We start from the raw sequence: 14,276 nt of genomic DNA, 5'->3' as shown, positions 1-14,276 counted from the left end.
CTGCTTTACGCGTCGGCGCCGTCGAACTCGGGATATTTGCGCATCAGATCCACCTCGCTGGTGCAGCTGTCGTCGCGCGCCGTCAGTTCGATCGAGATCGTGTCGGCAGGATGGAGACGGCTATCATCGTGATGATTGCCGCCACCATGATGGCTGACGCCATCGTGGTAGACGGGAACGCGCGCACCGCTCTGACTGACCAGCACGGCATCCCGCTCGAAGCCCCGCTGCAACAGCCAGTCACGCGGCGCCATCAGACGAATGTCGACCTCGTAGGAACGTCCCTTCCCTTGCTTGAGGCTGACTGTATAGGTGACCGGCGATACCTGGCCGTTCACGTCGATCGCGCCGTTTCCATCGGCTTTGATGATGTGTTTTTTCATGTTCTCGGCTCCTTCTTATGTGCAGCTCATGTAAGCTTCTCCCATTCGAAACCTGGGAAAATCGGCTTTTGTCCGAATCTGGGCCTTGCGGACCACGACCGCGGCCGGAACTTTTGGGCGCCGTGCCGGTTCAATTCCTTTGCAAACCAGAGGAGGCCGAGATGCCGAAAGGTGACAAATCCGACTATACCGACAAGCAGAAGCGCAAGGCCGAGCACATCGAGGAGGGCTACGAGGATCGCGGCGTCTCCGAGAAGGAAGCCGAACGCCGTGCCTGGGCGACGGTCAACAAGGAAAGCGGCGGCGGCAACAAATCCGGTTCCGGCCGCGGCAAGAAGGATACGCATGAATCTTCCGAAAAAGGCGGCCGCATCGGCGGCGCGGCATCCGCCGCACGCTCGAAGGAGGAACGATCCGCTTCCGCGAAGAAGGCCGCTGCGACGCGCAAGCGCAACGAACACCACAGCCACCATTAACGGCAGATGCGGCAAGCGGGGCTTCCACCAGCCGCACAGGGAGTTTGACCCATGGCCAAATCGAAGAAGCAATGGTCGCAGGACGTCACCGAACACAGCGATGCAATGGACTTGAAGGAAGGCGTGTTCAAATCGGACGATCCGAAGAAGATTGCCCGCTCCGTCAAGCACTCCGCCGAGGAGAGCGATCGCCGCAAGTCTAGCCCTTATCGCGCCGCCATGTCGATGCTGACCTTCTACATCAACCGCGCCGGCGACCAGCTGACGAAAAAGCGGCGCGGCACCCTTGAAAAAGCCAAGGACGAATTGCGAAAAGACTTCGGCCGTCAACCGAAGGATTGAGAGCGATGGCATACGAACTTTATTATTGGGACGGCATTCAAGGCCGCGGCGAATTCGTGCGGTTGGCGCTGGAAGAAGCCGGCGCCGACTATATCGATATCACCCGCCAGTCCGGCCGTGGGCGTGGTACCGGCGCCATGATCGACATCATGGAGAGCGAAAGCGAACCGCACATTCCTTTCGCGCCGCCCTTCCTGAAGGATGGCGACCTCATCATCCCCCATGTCGCCAACATATTATTTTACCTCGGTCCGAAGCTCGGCCTTGCGCCTGAAGACGAAGGCCTTCGCCACGTCGTCAACGGCCTGCAGCTGACCGTCACCGATTTCGTCGCCGAAGTGCACGATACGCACCACCCGATCGACATGTCGCTCTATTACGAGGACCAGAAGCTAGAAGCAAAAGCCCGCGCGGCCGCTTTCATCCGCGACCGCATCCCGAAATTCCTCGGCTATTTCGAACGGGTGCTGCGGCAGAACCCGAAAGGCGCCAATCATATGGTCGGCGATGCGCTCACCTATGTCGACCTCTCGCTCTTCCAGGTGATCGAGGGCCTGACCTATGCCTTTCCGAAAGCCATGGCGAAGCGCAAGGCGGAATATCCCGGCCTCTTGGCTCTGCATGACGCAGTGGCTAAGCGGCCTAACATTGCCCGCTATCTCGCTTCCCCCCGCCGCCTCGCCTTCAACGAGGAGGGGATCTTCAGGCATTATCCTGAGCTGGACGGTGCGAGCTAAGACGAGCAATTTCAGGAAAAGCGAGAAGCGGTTCCGTCCGGAATTGCGTAAAAGCAAAAGGATAGAGCCGTTTATTCGAGCGGCACCGCCGCATCGAAGAAATTCCCCCACGGGTCTCTCGGCTGAGTCTCCAACCGTTGCGGCACGTTTCCGAGCGTGAAAGCGGCGGGACCGCTCACCTCGTTCAATTCCGACCAATCCAGCGGCATCGAAACCGGCGCACCCGATCGCGCCCGCGTCGAATAGGCCGCGACGGCCGTGTTGCCGCGGCCGTTGCGGAGATAGTCGATGTAGATATGCCCACCGCGTTTTGCCTTCGTCGCGGTTGCCAGATATTTCTCCGGCGCGTCTGCCGACATGCTTTCGGCCAGTGAATGGGCGAAATCCTTCACCTCCGCCCAGCCGGCCTTCGGCGCAAGCGGCGTGACCACATGCAGCCCCTTGCCGCCCGAGGTCTTGACGAAGGCGGCCAGGCCATGGGCTTCCAGCCGCGTCTTCAATTCAAGCGCTGCTGAAATCACAGCGCTCCAGGCCACGTCCTCGCCGGGATCGAGGTCCATGGTGATCATGTCGGGTCTTTCCCAATCGTCGGTCGTGGCACCCCAGGGATGAATTTCGAGCACGGCCGACTGCACCAGCGCCACGAGACCGTTGAAATCGCCGATGCGCAACAAGTTTTCGCCGTCCGCATCCTGCGGATCGGCGATCTCCTCGATATGCGGATTCATGCCCTTCCAGGCATGTTTCTGGAAAAACCGCTGGTAGCTTTTTATCCCGTCCGGCAGTCGCAGCAATGCCAGCGGCCGATTGACGACATAGGGCGCCATGAATGGCCAGACCGCTGCGTAATAATCCGCCAGCGCCCGCTTGGTCACGCCCTCATCCGGCCAGTAGAGCCGGTCGGGATGCGTCAAAGACACGTCCGATGTCGGCGGATTTCTGGGGCTCATTCTTCGATCTCGCGTGTCAGGAAATCAAGTAGCCTGTTTTCCTCGGCCCGCAAGCCCCGCAGCGGCTCGTTGCCGCTCTCGATCAGCGGATGATCGTTGCCGGCGAGCGCGATGATCGCCGGATGAATATAGCTCGAACGCGAGATCGCCGGTGTATTGTGCAGTGTCTCTGCCGCGGCTTCCGACATCTGCTTGACCGTCGGCCGGCCGCCGCCGGTAATCGCCTCGCGCGCCGCCCCGAAGGCCGCCAGCGAGCCGGCCCAGGTGCGGAAGGTCTTCGCCGAAATGGGAATGCCCGATATCTCGGCGAGATAGGCGTTCAACCGGCCGGAATCGATCGGCTTCAGCGCCCCGCTTTCATCCTTCCAGACGAAGAGCTGGCGACCGGGCAGGTCGGCAATTTCCTCCAGGATCTTCTGCAGCCGGGGATGTTTGAGGCTGCGCTGGACGCGCTTGCCACCCTTGGCGCGGAATTTCAGCTCGATCTGTCCGTCGACGATCTTCAGGTGGCGCTTGAGCAGCGTCGTCGCGCCATAGGTGCCGTTCTCCCGGACATAGGCCTGGTTACCGACGCGCAAATGCGCCTCGTCGAGCAGCGTTGTCAGAGCGGCCAGCACGCCGTTGACATCCTCCGCGCCGGTGTCGAGATGGCGCAGCACGGTGCGGCGTATCCTCGGCAGCGCCCGGCCAAATTCGATCAGCTGATGGAATTTCCCGGCACTGCGGAAGGATTGCCATTCCTTGTGGTAGCGATACTGCTTGCGTCCGCGCGCATCGAAGCCCGTCGCCTGTAGGTGGCCGTTGTCGTAGAGGCAGATCCAGACATTCTCATAGGCCGGTGGCAGGCCGAGCGCGCCGATGCGCGCCCGCTGCAATTCATCGGCGAGCGTCCGGCCATCCGGCATCACATAGCTGAAGCCCTTGCCCTTCCTTCGCCTGCGGATGCCTGGTTCGGTATCGCTGACATAGATGAGACCAAGTTGGGTGATGGCTTCGGCATTCATGTTCTATGCTACTTGCTCCTGCGACCGAATTGGAACCAGCGGCGGCGCTCGGCTTTTGTCGCGTCCTTCGGCGGCTCGGTCTGTCCCTTCGGTGCAAAGACCGCCACGCTTTGGGCATAGACGATGACCGGATTCTCCGGCTCGTGCACCTCGAAGGCACCCGTCTCCGTCCCCGTGTCGAGAATTCTCGACCACTGTTTCAGCCCATTCACGACAGGCAGGTGAACCTCGCAATCGCCGCCGGCATTGAAGATGAGGAAGAGGTCGTCCATCGTCTCGGTGTCTGGTGCATTCACACTCCTCGAGACATAGACCCCTAGCACCTGCAATCCGTCGTCGTTCCAGGCCCCATCGTCCATGAAATTGCCGTCCGGCTTGTACCAGGCGATCTCTATGCGGCCGTCCTCGGCGGTCTCGCCGGTCAGGAACCGCTCCTGCCGCAAGACGGGATGGGCCTTGCGGAAGGCGACGGCCTGCCGACAGAAATCGAGGAAGGTATCGTCGAGCCCCGCCCAATCCGTCCAGCCGATCTCGTTATCCTGGCAATAAGCGTTATTGTTGCCGCCCTGGCTGTTGCCCACCTCATCGCCGGCAAGGATCATCGGAACGCCCTGGGAGAGCATCAGCGTCGCCATCATGTTGCGGCGCCGCCGCGCCCGAAGCCTATTGATGTCTTCGTTATCAGTCACTCCTTCGGCACCCATATTGTCCGAATGATTGTCCGAATGTCCGTCCCTATTTTCCTCGCCGTTCGCGTCATTGTGCTTGTCGTTGAAGGAAACGGTGTCCATCAGCGTGAAGCCGTCATGGGCCGACAGCAGATTGATGGATGATGTCGCGCCGCGATCCGAGTGGTTGAACTGTATCGCCGAGCCGGTGATGCGCTGCGAAATCTCCGACACCATACCGCCGTCGCCCTTCCAAAAGCGGCGCACGTCGTCACGAAACTTGTCGTTCCACTCACGGAAAGGATGCGGAAAGCCGCCAACCTGATAGCCGCCATCGCCGACGTCCCAGGGCTCGGCGATCAGCTTGACACCGGCGAGGATCGGATCCTGGCGGATGGCGCCGAAGAAGAGTCCCTGCCGGTCGAATTCCATATCCTGGCGGCCGAGCGTGCTGGCAAGGTCGAAGCGGAAGCCGTCGATATGCATGACGCCGACCCAATAGCGCAGGCTGTCGAGGACCATACGCATCACCATAGGATTGGCGGCATTCAGGGTGTTACCGGTCCCTGTTGTATCGAAGGTGTGGCGAGGATCGTCGGGTGAGAGGGTATAATAGCTGGCATTGTCGAGCCCGCGGAAGGAGAGCGTCGGGCCTTTCTCGCTGCCTTCAGCGGTGTGATTGTAGACGACATCCATAATGACTTCGATGCCTGCGGCATGGAACTTCTTCACCATGGTCTTGATTTCGGTGATCTTGTCGCCGGACATGTAACGAGATTGCGGCGCAAAGAAGCCGAGCGTCTGGTAGCCCCAGTAATTGCTGAGGTTGTTTTCCAGGAGATAGCGATCGTCGAGGAAATACTGGATCGGCAAGAGCTCGATCGCCGAGATGCCGAGCTTGACGAGATGGTCGATGATCGGATCGCTGCACATGCCGAGAAAGGTGCCGCGCAGCCGGTCTGGCACCTTCGGATGGGTCATCGTCAGGCCGCGCACATGCGCCTCGTAGATGATGGTGTCGGGCCAGGGACGGCGGATCGCCTCTTCACCCGCCCAATCGAAGTCCGGATCCTGCACCACGCCCTTGACCATGAATGGCGCGCTGTCGCGCTCGTCGAAGGAAAGGTCGTCTTCGCCGATCTGATAACCGAACAGCGCGTCATCCCATTTGAGCTCGCCCGTCACCTGTTTGGCATAGGGGTCGAGCAGGAGCTTGTTCGGATTGAAGCGATGGCCGGCTTGCGGGTCATAGGGACCGTGGGCGCGATAGCCGTAGACAGTGCCCGGTCCGACGCCGGCAATATAGCCCGACCAGATGTCGCCTTCGCGCTTCGGCAGCGGCAACCGCGCGACCTCCTTCTTGCCATCCGGCGAGAAGAGGCAGAGCTCAATCTGTTCTGCATGCGCTGAGAATACCGCGAAATGGGTGCCCGAACCCGTATATTCCGCCCCGAGCTCCGGCTTGAGGAAGTCGAGTTCTGAAAATGAATAGCTCATGGCGCCCCGCTCGATAAAAAGACCATGCGGGAAACGTAACGCCGGCGCGAAAGTTCCCTTGCCTTGCAAGGGAAGATCTTTTGAGGAGGCGGAGATTAAGGCATCAACTGGCCGCCATTGACCTCGATAATCTGGCCGGTGATGTAGCCCGACAGCGTCGGCGAGGCGAGAAAGAGATAGGCCCCGACACAATCTTCCGATGTGCCGACAAAGCCCATCGGGATCGACCTGCGCTGCAGCTCCATCTGCTCGTCATTGGTATAACGCTCGTGAAAGGGCGTCGCGATAACACCCGGTGCCACCGCGTTGACGCGAATCCTGTCGGCGACGAATTCCTTGGCGTGACCGCGGGTGATCGTCGAGACGAAGCCCTTGGACGCCGCATAGAGGATCGCACCATTGCCGCCGCCATTGCGCGCGGCGATCGAGGTGGTGTTGATAATGAAGCCACCCTGCTTCTTCAGCCAGGGATGCGCCGCACGCGTGGCGGCCAGCACCGAGCGGGCGTTGAGGTCCATGACCGCGGAATAATGCGCGTCGGTATATTCCGAGGTCGGCTTGCGCCCCAGCATGCCGCCGGCATTGTTGATGAGCCCGTCGAGGTGACCGAAGGTCTTCGCCGTCTCCTCGACGACACGCTCGGTCTCGCCTTCCCTCGACACGTCGCCCTGGATCAGATGCACCGTGCCGCCGGCAGCCCGGATCTCTTCGGCAAGTTTTTCCGCCGGTTCGCGGCTGGCATTGTAATGCACGCCGACCTTCGCCCCCTGCGCGGCAAAGGCGCGAGCGAGTGCCGCACCGATCCCGGTCGAGGCGCCGGTGATTAGCACGGCCTTGCCGGCGAGGTCCGGCAGCTTGATGGATGCGAGCGATTGCGCAAGTTCGACCATGGCGACGATAGCCTCCCGAAAAACCAAGGACATAGGTGATGAAACGAATAGGAGAAGTCTTATCAGGGGAAATCGACGAAGGGCAATGCACGAAAGCGGGAGATTTGCGTCGCTCATGCAAGCGGCCATCGTCACCGATGGCCGCCTGAGGTTGCCTGCAAGAACCGAAAAGGGTCTCGTTACGGAGCCACGCCAAAGGCCGGCTGTGGTTTCTGGCGGGCGAGAGGCGGAAATGCCAACGCTATTGCCGCAGCCCCCAGCCCGACCATTGCGGAGCCGATGAACAGCCAGGAATAATTGGCGAAAGTGTCGAAGATCCAGCCGCCGATCAGTGGGCCGAAGGCCATGCCGAGGCTGGAAAGCATCGTCGCTGCGCCCAAGACGGTACCAATGATGCGCTGGCCGAAATATTCCCGCGCCAGCAGCGCATAAAGCGGCATCACGCCCCCATAGGCGCTGCCGAAGACGATGGCGAGCGCATAGAATTCGGTAAGCTCGCTGACGAGGAGATAGGTCGCGAGTGCGGCTGCCTGCACCAGCAGGCCGGCGACCAGCACCGGCTTTACGCCGATCCTGTCGGCGAGGCTGCCATAGAGCAGTCGGCCGCCGAGGCCCGCCAGACCCTCAACGCTGTAGATGCTGACCGCCGCCATCGGTGCGATGCCGCAGATCGTCGCATAGTTCACCATGTGGAAGATTGGGCCTGAATGGGCCGCACAGCAGGCAAAGAAGGTCAGGCCGAGCACGATGAATTGCGGCGACCGGAAGACTTTCGACAGCTGCGGCCTGGCGCCTTCCGCGGCAAATCCGGTGTCGGCATCTGCGGTCTCGGCAGGCGGACGCCTGACCAGCAGCGCAGCTGGCACCAGCAGCACCCAGGAAGCAATGCCGATGATCAACATGGCCGGCCGCCAGTCATAGGCGGAGATCAGCCAGCGCGCGAAGGGCGAGATCGTCATCGGCGCGACCCCCATGCCGGCGGAGACCAGCGACACGGCAAGGCCGCGGTGCTCGTCGAACCAGGCGGTCGTCGCCGCGATCATCGGCGCGAAGAAGGCGCTGGCGGCCAGTCCGACCAAGACACCGTATGTCAGTTGGAATTGCAGCAGGGTCTCTGCCCGGCTCGCCAGCACCAGCGCCAGGCCGAGCAGCACCGAGCCTATCAGCACGACCGCGCGCGGGCCGAAGCGGTCGCTTGCCGCCCCCCAGAGGAAGCCGCCGAAGCCCATGACGATGAAGTTCAGCGTCATCGCGCTCGCTATGCCGACATGCGACCAGCCGGTCGCGGTTGCGATCGGCTCCTGAAAAATCGCCAGCGAGAACATCGCGCCGATTGCCACGCATGACATCAGAGCGCCGACGGCAACGATGACCCAACGATAGGAAACACCCATGGCTTCATAACCTCCATGCCGACAGAGTGATCGCGACGCATGCGGCAAGCATCCGCGCCCGCGATCTTAAGACGTTTGAACCGCCGCGAATTCGACAGCGCATTCACATCTTTTTTCGCCGCACGATGTTGTCGCTAAAGCGTGCGAAACATCACCAATGCGTCGACATAGCCCTGCGTCGGATGAAGGAAGACACCAGGAAGCCGGCCGACGATCTCGAAGCCGAGAGATTGCCACAGCAAAACCGCGCGTTCATTGCTGCTGACGACGAAATTGAACTGCATCGCCCGAAAGCCGCGCAAGCGGGCGTGCTCCAGGGAATGCTCATGCATCAGCCGCGCGACGCCGCGGCCGCTCGCTGCGGCGTCGGTCATGTAGCCGCAATTGCAGACATGCCGGCCACCGCCTGCCTGATTGGCCTTGATGTAATAGGTGCCGAGGATGACGCCATCCTCTTCGGCGACGAAGGTCTCGCGGTCCGCTCCCATCCAGTAGGCGAGCGCATCGGCTTCGGTCAGATCGCGATCGAGAGCATAGGTTTCGCCGGCGCCAATCGTCGGACCGATGATCCTCCAGATGGCGCTTTGATCGTTCTTGTCTGCGGGTCGGATCAGCATCCCGATCTCTAACGAAACCGCGCGCTCCGCGCAACGGGACGGTAGCCTCCGGCAAAAGCTGGAAGCGTCGCTCCCTCAGACCCTTTCAAGCGCGACTGCAATCCCCTGCCCGACGCCGATGCACATGGTCGACAGCGAGTATTGTCCGCCGGTCTCCAGAAGCTCGAGGGCCGCCGTGCCGGTGATGCGTGCGCCCGACATGCCAAGCGGATGGCCGAGTGCGATCGCGCCGCCATTGCGGTTCACCCGCGCGTCATCATCGGCAATGCCCAGCGCGCGCAGCACCGCCAGCCCCTGGCTGGCAAAGGCCTCGTTGAGTTCGATCACGTCGAACTGCTCGGCAGTCATGCCGAGCCGCGCCATCAGCTTGCGCGAGGCCGGGATCGGACCTACACCCATCACCCTTGGCGGAACCGCGGCAGCCGCGCCGCCGAGGATGCGGGCGATCGGCGTCAGGCCATATTTCCGCGCCGCCGCTTCGGAAGCGACGATCAGCGCCGCCGCCCCGTCGTTGACGCCGGAGGCATTGCCGGCCGTCACCGTGCCACCTTCCTTCTTGAAAGGGGTCGCGAGTTTGGCCAGCGTTTCGATCGTCGTCGCGCGAGGAGGCTCGTCCTTGTCGACGACAACAGCATCGCCCTTGCGCTGCGGGATCACCACCGGAGTGATCTCCTTCGCCAGCCGTCCGTTTGCCTGGGCGGCAGCCGCCTTCGCCTGACTTCGCACGGCAAACGCATCCTGATCCTCGCGGCTGACATGATAGTCCTCGGCGACATTCTCACCGGTCTCCGGCATGGAATCGACGCCATACTGCTTCTTCATCAGCGGGTTGACGAAGCGCCAGCCGATCGTCGTGTCGTGGATTTCGGCCGCCCGTGAAAAGGCAGTCTCGGCCTTCGGCATGACGAAGGGCGCGCGCGACATGCTCTCGACGCCACCAGCGATCATCAGCTCGGCCTCGCCGGAACGAATGGCGCGCGCCGCCGTGATTACCGCATCCATGCCGGAGCCGCAGAGCCGGTTGATCGTCGTGCCGGGAACCGCGATCGGCAGGCCGGCCAGCAGGGCCGACATGCGCGCGACATTGCGGTTGTCTTCACCCGCCTGGTTAGCGCAGCCGAAGATCACATCGTCGACGGCTTCCCAATCAACGGCGGCATTTCGTTCCATCAGCGCCTTCAGCGGGATCGCACCGAGATCGTCGGCCCGCACCTGGGACAGCGAGCCGGCGAAGCGGCCGATCGGCGTTCTGACATAGTCGCAGATAAAGGCTTCGGTCATGGCTTTTTCCTCAGAGTTGCGGGACGACGAGGTCGCCAACCGGCCCCTCGACGTGCAGCGGAGCACCGGTCATCGCCTGCAATTCCTCTTGCGACATCGCAGCCAGCTTCTCGCGCAGGACGAAGCGTCCCTTGACGATGTCGATGACGGCATGGCTGGTATAGACACGGGTGATGCAGGCGACGCCGGTCAGCGGGAAGGTGCATTTTTCCACCAGCTTCGGCTCGCCTGTTTTGGTGACATGCTCGGTGATGACGCAGACCTGCTTGGCGCCGTGGACAAGGTCCATGGCGCCGCCGACGGCCGGCACGCCTTTGCTGCCCACCCGCCAGTTGGCAAGGTCGCCATTCTGGGCGACCTGATAGGCGCCGAGGATCGCGACGTCGAGATGGCCGCCGCGCACCATGGCGAAGCTGTCGGCGTGATGGAAGAAGGCAGCACCCGGCTTCAGCGTCACCGCTTTCTTGCCGGCGTTGATCAGGTCCCAGTCCTCCTCGCCGGCCGCCGGCGGCTCGCCGAAATTCAGGATGCCGTTTTCCGTGTGGAAGATCGCCTGCCGGCCGGGTGGCTGATAGCGGGCGACCATTTCGGGAAAGCCGATGCCGAGGTTCACATAGGCGCCGTCGGCGATGTCCTGCGCGGCGCGCCAGGCGATCTGCGCATTGGAGAGCTTGATGTCTTCGCGAGTATCGATGGTCATACGTAGGCCACTCCGGCTCGAATGAGCTCTTCTTCCTGCTGGGGACGGGGGACGGCGACGACGCGGTCGACGAAGATGCCTGGTGTCACCACCTGCTCAGGATCGATGCCGCCGGCCGGCACGATGGATGAGACCTGGACGATCGTCTTTACCGCCGCCATGCACATCAGCGGATTGAAGTTGCGACCGGCCTTGTTGTAGGTGAGGTTGCCCTGGATGTCGCCGATCGCAGCCTTGACGATCGCGAAGTCGGCCTTCAGCCAGCGCTCCTGCACGTAATGGCGGCCATCGAATTCGGCGATAACCTTGCCGTTGGCAAGTTCGGTGCCGTAGGCCGTTGGTGTATAAAAGGCCGGGATGCCGGCCCCGCCGGCGCGGATGCGCTCGGCAAGCGTTCCCTGCGGCACCAGCTCGAGCTCGATTTCGCCGGCCAGATATCTATCCGTGAAGGCGCGCGGATCCGACGACCGCGGGAAAGAGCAGATCATCTTCCGCACCATGCCGGCATCGATCATCGCGGCGATGCCGATGCGCCCGTTGCCGGCATTGTTGTTGATCACGGTGAGGTTTTTGGAGCCCTTGTCAATTAAGGCATGGATGAGCTCGATCGGCGCGCCCGAGCCACCAAAACCACCGATCATGACGGTCGCGCCATCACCGATCTCAGAGACGGCTTCCGCCGTGCTCCCGACTGTCTTGTCCATGCGGGATCTCTCCTTGGCTAAATGCGGCCGGGAACTCCATCCCGTCCTCTGGCGCAGACATAAAGCGCGGCATCTCGGGCGGCAATGTATTTTGTGCGATATTTGACATTTGTTCGTATACCGCACAGAATGGGATGAAACTATTGGAGACCGAACCCATGCGCGAAACGGATTTCGTCAGCGGCTTTGCCCGCGGCCTGAAGGTCATCGAAGCCTTCGGCGAAACGCGGCAGCGGCTTTCGATCGCCGGGGCCTCGAAGCTGACCGAGCTCGACCGCGCCACCGTGCGGCGCTCGCTGCTGACGCTCGCCGAGCTCGGTTATGCCGATTATGACGGCAAGTTCTTCACGCTGACACCGAAGATCCTGCGGCTTGGCCATGCCTATCTCGCGGCGACGCCGCTGCCGGCGCTGCTGCAGCCGCATCTCGATCATCTCTCGGAAAAGGCCGGCCAGAGCGCCTCGGCTTCGGTGCTCGACGGCACCGACATCGTCTATATCGCCCGCGCCTCGCAGCGCCGAGTCATGTCGATCAACCTCACCCCCGGCAGCCGCCTGCCCGCCTACTGCGCCTCGATGGGGCGCGTGCTGCTTGCGGCCCTTGCCGAGAGCGAGGCACGCGCCATCCTTGCCCGTAGCGAGCTGAAGCAAAACACTGCGAATACCAGGACCGACCCCGATGATCTCATCGCCGAATTCCGTCGGGTCCGCACTGAGGGTTACGCCATTATCGATCAGGAGCTGGAAATCGGCCTCTGCTCCATCGCCGTGCCTATCGACAACGACCGCGGCGAAACGGTCGCGGCGATCAATATCGGCGCGCCGGCCGCCCTCGTCCCGGCCGCGGAGATGAAGGAACGTTATCTGCCGCTGCTGAAGGAAACACAGGCCGCATTGCGGCCGCTGCTGCGCCGCTGACAATAGACTTCGTTCCGAGCGGCCCCAGCCAGCACCGGGGCCGCTCGTAATCGGTCAATGCGTCAGGTCGAGCGCGGCTGTGAGATCACCCATCGGCGGCCGGTCGTTGTTGCGCAACGCCTTGTCGCGGGCGAGGATGCCGGGCAGCACCGGCAGATCGTAGCGCGCGGTGATGAAGCGGATGATCGAGGTCGTGTCGTACTGGGTATGATCGACCATGCCGCCCTTGGCGAAGGGCGAGATGATGAAAGCTGGAATGCGGTTGCCCGGGCCCCAGCGATCGGCCTTCGGCGGCGCGACGTGATCCCAGAAACCGCCATTCTCGTCATAGGTGACGATGACGAGCATATGGCCCCATTGCGGGCTCTTTTCGAGATGGGAGACGACATCGGCAAGATGCTGGTCGCCGCTCGAGACATCGGCATAACCGCCATGTTCGTTGAGGTTGCCCTGCGGCTTGTAGAAGGAAACCGCCGGCAGCTTGCCATCGTCGATATCCCTGAGGAAGGCTTCGCCGCCAAGGCCGCCGTCTTTCAGATGCTCGGCGCGCGCCGGCGTGCCGGGCGCGAAATTGGCGAAATAGTTGAACGGCTGGTGATGGAACTGGAAGTTCGGCACCGGGGTGGCATTCTTGCCGTCCAGGACTGCCTGCCAGGCGCCGCTATACCAGGCCCAGCTGACACCCTTCAGCGACAGGAGGTCGCCGATGGTGATTTCGTGCTGTGGCGGCAGCGTCGTTGCCGCCGCCGGATCGGCATAGGCCGCATCGCCGTCCTTGGCCGGCGGATTGGCGCTCGGCTGGTAGGGCGGCTGCATGGTGTTGACGGCGTAGAAGTCAGGCGTCAGCGTGCCGTCGGAGACAAATTTCGGTGCGCCCTCCAGCGCCGACTTCGGCGCGTTCTCCGCCACGGTCAGGGATGTGCCGTCCGCATCGACCTTGGCGATGGTGGGCTTGGCCGGGCTCTTGTCGGCATCCGGATAATAGGGCGCGCAGGCGCAGACCAGCGCGAAGTGGTTGAGGAAGGAACCGCCGAAGGCGCCCTGGAAGAAATTGTCGGCAATGACGTATTTCTTGGCGACCTGCCACATCGGCAGGATGGAGCCGTCGTAATGGCCCATGACCAGGCTGCCGGAATCGGCCCAGGCGACGAACTTGTCGTTCCTGCCGCCGTCGATCTGCATCTGCTCCTGGTAGAAGCGATGCCAGAGATCGCGGGTGATGACAGAAGGAGCCTGGGCGAAGCCCTGCGGATCGTCGATCGCGAAGGAGGCATTGGCAAGATGGGCCGACTGCGCCTCGGTGACGGCAGGCGAGACACCCTTGGCGGTGAGGCCGCCCCAGGCCGGCGGCAGCTCGGAGAGCGGCTGGCCGTCGCGGTCGAGCTGGCGGGCGCGATCGGCAGTGACGTTGGAGAGCCCGTCGGTGCCGGGAAAGCTGCCGTAGAGATTATCGAAGCTGCGGTTTTCGGCATAGATGATGACGACATTGTCGATCTTGTCGTAACCGGCCGGCGCCGCATGGGCTGCCGTCGCCATCGCAAACGGCACGATGGCCGATCCGGCGAGACAGATCGAATGGAGGAGTTTCAGTCTTTTCACGGAGAGTACCTCATGGCTAAGGGGCGTTGGCTAGAGGGAGCGGAGAACGCTCGGGGCACCTCGACGCTATTCCGGCCTTCTATCAACTTTGTGACACCAGGGGTTGCCGTGATGCCG

At 62.3% G+C, this 14,276-nt stretch carries 15 protein-coding genes; 4 read left to right on the top strand and 11 right to left on the bottom strand.

The annotated features are described in order from the left end of the window. Positions 1–5: 5 nt before the first annotated feature. Complete coding sequence (locus OIU37_RS27225) at positions 6–383, bottom strand: hypothetical protein (RefSeq protein ID WP_264259238.1); 378 nt, start codon at positions 381–383, stop codon at positions 6–8. 161 nt (positions 384–544) lie between these two features. Between OIU37_RS27225 and OIU37_RS27220 the strand changes: the two genes are divergently transcribed. From OIU37_RS27220 to OIU37_RS27210, 3 genes are read left to right on the top strand one after another with little or no spacing between them, the layout of a single operon-like run. Next, positions 545–859 (top strand): hypothetical protein, encoded by a 315-nt coding sequence (locus OIU37_RS27220; RefSeq protein ID WP_017968330.1) that lies wholly within the window; start codon positions 545–547, stop codon positions 857–859. Positions 860–910: 51 nt separating this feature from the next. Further along, positions 911–1,201, top strand: coding sequence for a DUF3175 domain-containing protein (locus OIU37_RS27215; protein WP_171604763.1), 291 nt, complete (start codon positions 911–913; stop codon positions 1,199–1,201). Positions 1,202–1,206: 5 nt separating this feature from the next. Then, positions 1,207–1,938, top strand: coding sequence for a glutathione S-transferase (locus OIU37_RS27210; RefSeq protein WP_264259237.1), 732 nt, complete (start codon positions 1,207–1,209; stop codon positions 1,936–1,938). Between the two features lie 71 nt (positions 1,939–2,009). Here OIU37_RS27210 and ligD read toward each other — a convergent pair whose 3' ends face one another. From ligD to OIU37_RS27165, 9 genes are all read right to left on the bottom strand, one after another. Then, a complete protein-coding gene (ligD, locus tag OIU37_RS27205) occupies positions 2,010–2,888 on the bottom strand; it encodes a non-homologous end-joining DNA ligase (protein ID WP_264259236.1) in 879 nt (292 codons plus the stop codon). Further along, entirely contained in the window at positions 2,885–3,892 is a 1,008-nt protein-coding gene (locus OIU37_RS27200; protein ID WP_264259235.1) for a DNA topoisomerase IB, read from the bottom strand. The genes ligD and OIU37_RS27200 overlap by 4 nt, the downstream gene beginning before the upstream one ends. Before the next feature lie 8 nt (positions 3,893–3,900). Next, positions 3,901–6,057, bottom strand: coding sequence for a glycogen debranching protein GlgX (gene glgX / locus OIU37_RS27195; RefSeq protein ID WP_264259234.1), 2,157 nt, complete (start codon positions 6,055–6,057; stop codon positions 3,901–3,903). Between the two features lie 95 nt (positions 6,058–6,152). After that, the gene (locus tag OIU37_RS27190) at positions 6,153–6,947 is read right to left on the bottom strand and encodes an SDR family NAD(P)-dependent oxidoreductase (RefSeq protein ID WP_264259233.1); all 795 of its coding nucleotides are present in this window, start codon (positions 6,945–6,947) and stop codon (positions 6,153–6,155) included. A 179-nt stretch (positions 6,948–7,126) separates the two neighbouring features. Beyond that, entirely contained in the window at positions 7,127–8,341 is a 1,215-nt protein-coding gene (locus OIU37_RS27185) for an MFS transporter (protein WP_264259232.1), read from the bottom strand. Between the two features lie 134 nt (positions 8,342–8,475). Further along, positions 8,476–8,958 (bottom strand): GNAT family N-acetyltransferase, encoded by a 483-nt coding sequence (locus OIU37_RS27180; RefSeq protein ID WP_180696952.1) that lies wholly within the window; start codon positions 8,956–8,958, stop codon positions 8,476–8,478. Between the two features lie 75 nt (positions 8,959–9,033). Further along, entirely contained in the window at positions 9,034–10,239 is a 1,206-nt protein-coding gene (gene pcaF / locus OIU37_RS27175; RefSeq protein ID WP_264259231.1) for a 3-oxoadipyl-CoA thiolase, read from the bottom strand. A 10-nt stretch (positions 10,240–10,249) separates the two neighbouring features. After that, positions 10,250–10,939 carry a CoA transferase subunit B gene (locus OIU37_RS27170; RefSeq protein WP_113547648.1) on the bottom strand — a complete coding sequence of 230 codons (690 nt, stop codon included), beginning with the start codon at positions 10,937–10,939 and terminating at the stop codon, positions 10,250–10,252. Next, positions 10,936–11,643 carry a 3-oxoacid CoA-transferase subunit A gene (locus OIU37_RS27165; protein WP_180696950.1) on the bottom strand — a complete coding sequence of 236 codons (708 nt, stop codon included), beginning with the start codon at positions 11,641–11,643 and terminating at the stop codon, positions 10,936–10,938. Before OIU37_RS27165 ends, OIU37_RS27170 begins: the two co-directional genes overlap by 4 nt. A gap of 158 nt (positions 11,644–11,801) precedes the next feature. Between OIU37_RS27165 and OIU37_RS27160 the strand changes: the two genes are divergently transcribed. Beyond that, positions 11,802–12,560 carry an IclR family transcriptional regulator C-terminal domain-containing protein gene (locus OIU37_RS27160; protein WP_182208239.1) on the top strand — a complete coding sequence of 253 codons (759 nt, stop codon included), beginning with the start codon at positions 11,802–11,804 and terminating at the stop codon, positions 12,558–12,560. Between the two features lie 54 nt (positions 12,561–12,614). Here OIU37_RS27160 and OIU37_RS27155 read toward each other — a convergent pair whose 3' ends face one another. Further along, a complete protein-coding gene (locus OIU37_RS27155) occupies positions 12,615–14,159 on the bottom strand; it encodes an acid phosphatase (RefSeq protein ID WP_264259230.1) in 1,545 nt (514 codons plus the stop codon). Positions 14,160–14,276 lie beyond the last annotated feature (117 nt).

This window comes from Rhizobium sp. BT-226 (assembly GCF_025847085.2).
Taxonomy (GTDB): Bacteria; Pseudomonadota; Alphaproteobacteria; order Rhizobiales; family Rhizobiaceae; genus Rhizobium; species Rhizobium sophorae.
This window is presented reverse-complemented; position numbering and strand designations above follow the sequence as displayed.

What these genes read in the sequence shown, in the direction of transcription:
- OIU37_RS27210 (WP_264259237.1), top strand. Translation starts at nt 1,207, where the DNA reads ATGGCATACGAACTTTATTATTGGGACGGCATTCAAGGCCGCGGCGAA.
- OIU37_RS27190 (WP_264259233.1), bottom strand. Translation starts at nt 6,947, where the DNA reads ATGGTCGAACTTGCGCAATCGCTCGCATCCATCAAGCTGCCGGACCTC.
- OIU37_RS27160 (WP_182208239.1), top strand. Translation starts at nt 11,802, where the DNA reads ATGCGCGAAACGGATTTCGTCAGCGGCTTTGCCCGCGGCCTGAAGGTC.
- glgX (WP_264259234.1), bottom strand. Translation starts at nt 6,057, where the DNA reads ATGAGCTATTCATTTTCAGAACTCGACTTCCTCAAGCCGGAGCTCGGG.
- OIU37_RS27185 (WP_264259232.1), bottom strand. Translation starts at nt 8,341, where the DNA reads ATGGGTGTTTCCTATCGTTGGGTCATCGTTGCCGTCGGCGCTCTGATG.
- pcaF (WP_264259231.1), bottom strand. Translation starts at nt 10,239, where the DNA reads ATGACCGAAGCCTTTATCTGCGACTATGTCAGAACGCCGATCGGCCGC.
- OIU37_RS27225 (WP_264259238.1), bottom strand. Translation starts at nt 383, where the DNA reads ATGAAAAAACACATCATCAAAGCCGATGGAAACGGCGCGATCGACGTG.
- OIU37_RS27165 (WP_180696950.1), bottom strand. Translation starts at nt 11,643, where the DNA reads ATGGACAAGACAGTCGGGAGCACGGCGGAAGCCGTCTCTGAGATCGGT.
- OIU37_RS27215 (WP_171604763.1), top strand. Translation starts at nt 911, where the DNA reads ATGGCCAAATCGAAGAAGCAATGGTCGCAGGACGTCACCGAACACAGC.
- OIU37_RS27220 (WP_017968330.1), top strand. Translation starts at nt 545, where the DNA reads ATGCCGAAAGGTGACAAATCCGACTATACCGACAAGCAGAAGCGCAAG.
- OIU37_RS27200 (WP_264259235.1), bottom strand. Translation starts at nt 3,892, where the DNA reads ATGAATGCCGAAGCCATCACCCAACTTGGTCTCATCTATGTCAGCGAT.
- OIU37_RS27170 (WP_113547648.1), bottom strand. Translation starts at nt 10,939, where the DNA reads ATGACCATCGATACTCGCGAAGACATCAAGCTCTCCAATGCGCAGATC.
- ligD (WP_264259236.1), bottom strand. Translation starts at nt 2,888, where the DNA reads ATGAGCCCCAGAAATCCGCCGACATCGGACGTGTCTTTGACGCATCCC.
- OIU37_RS27180 (WP_180696952.1), bottom strand. Translation starts at nt 8,958, where the DNA reads ATGCTGATCCGACCCGCAGACAAGAACGATCAAAGCGCCATCTGGAGG.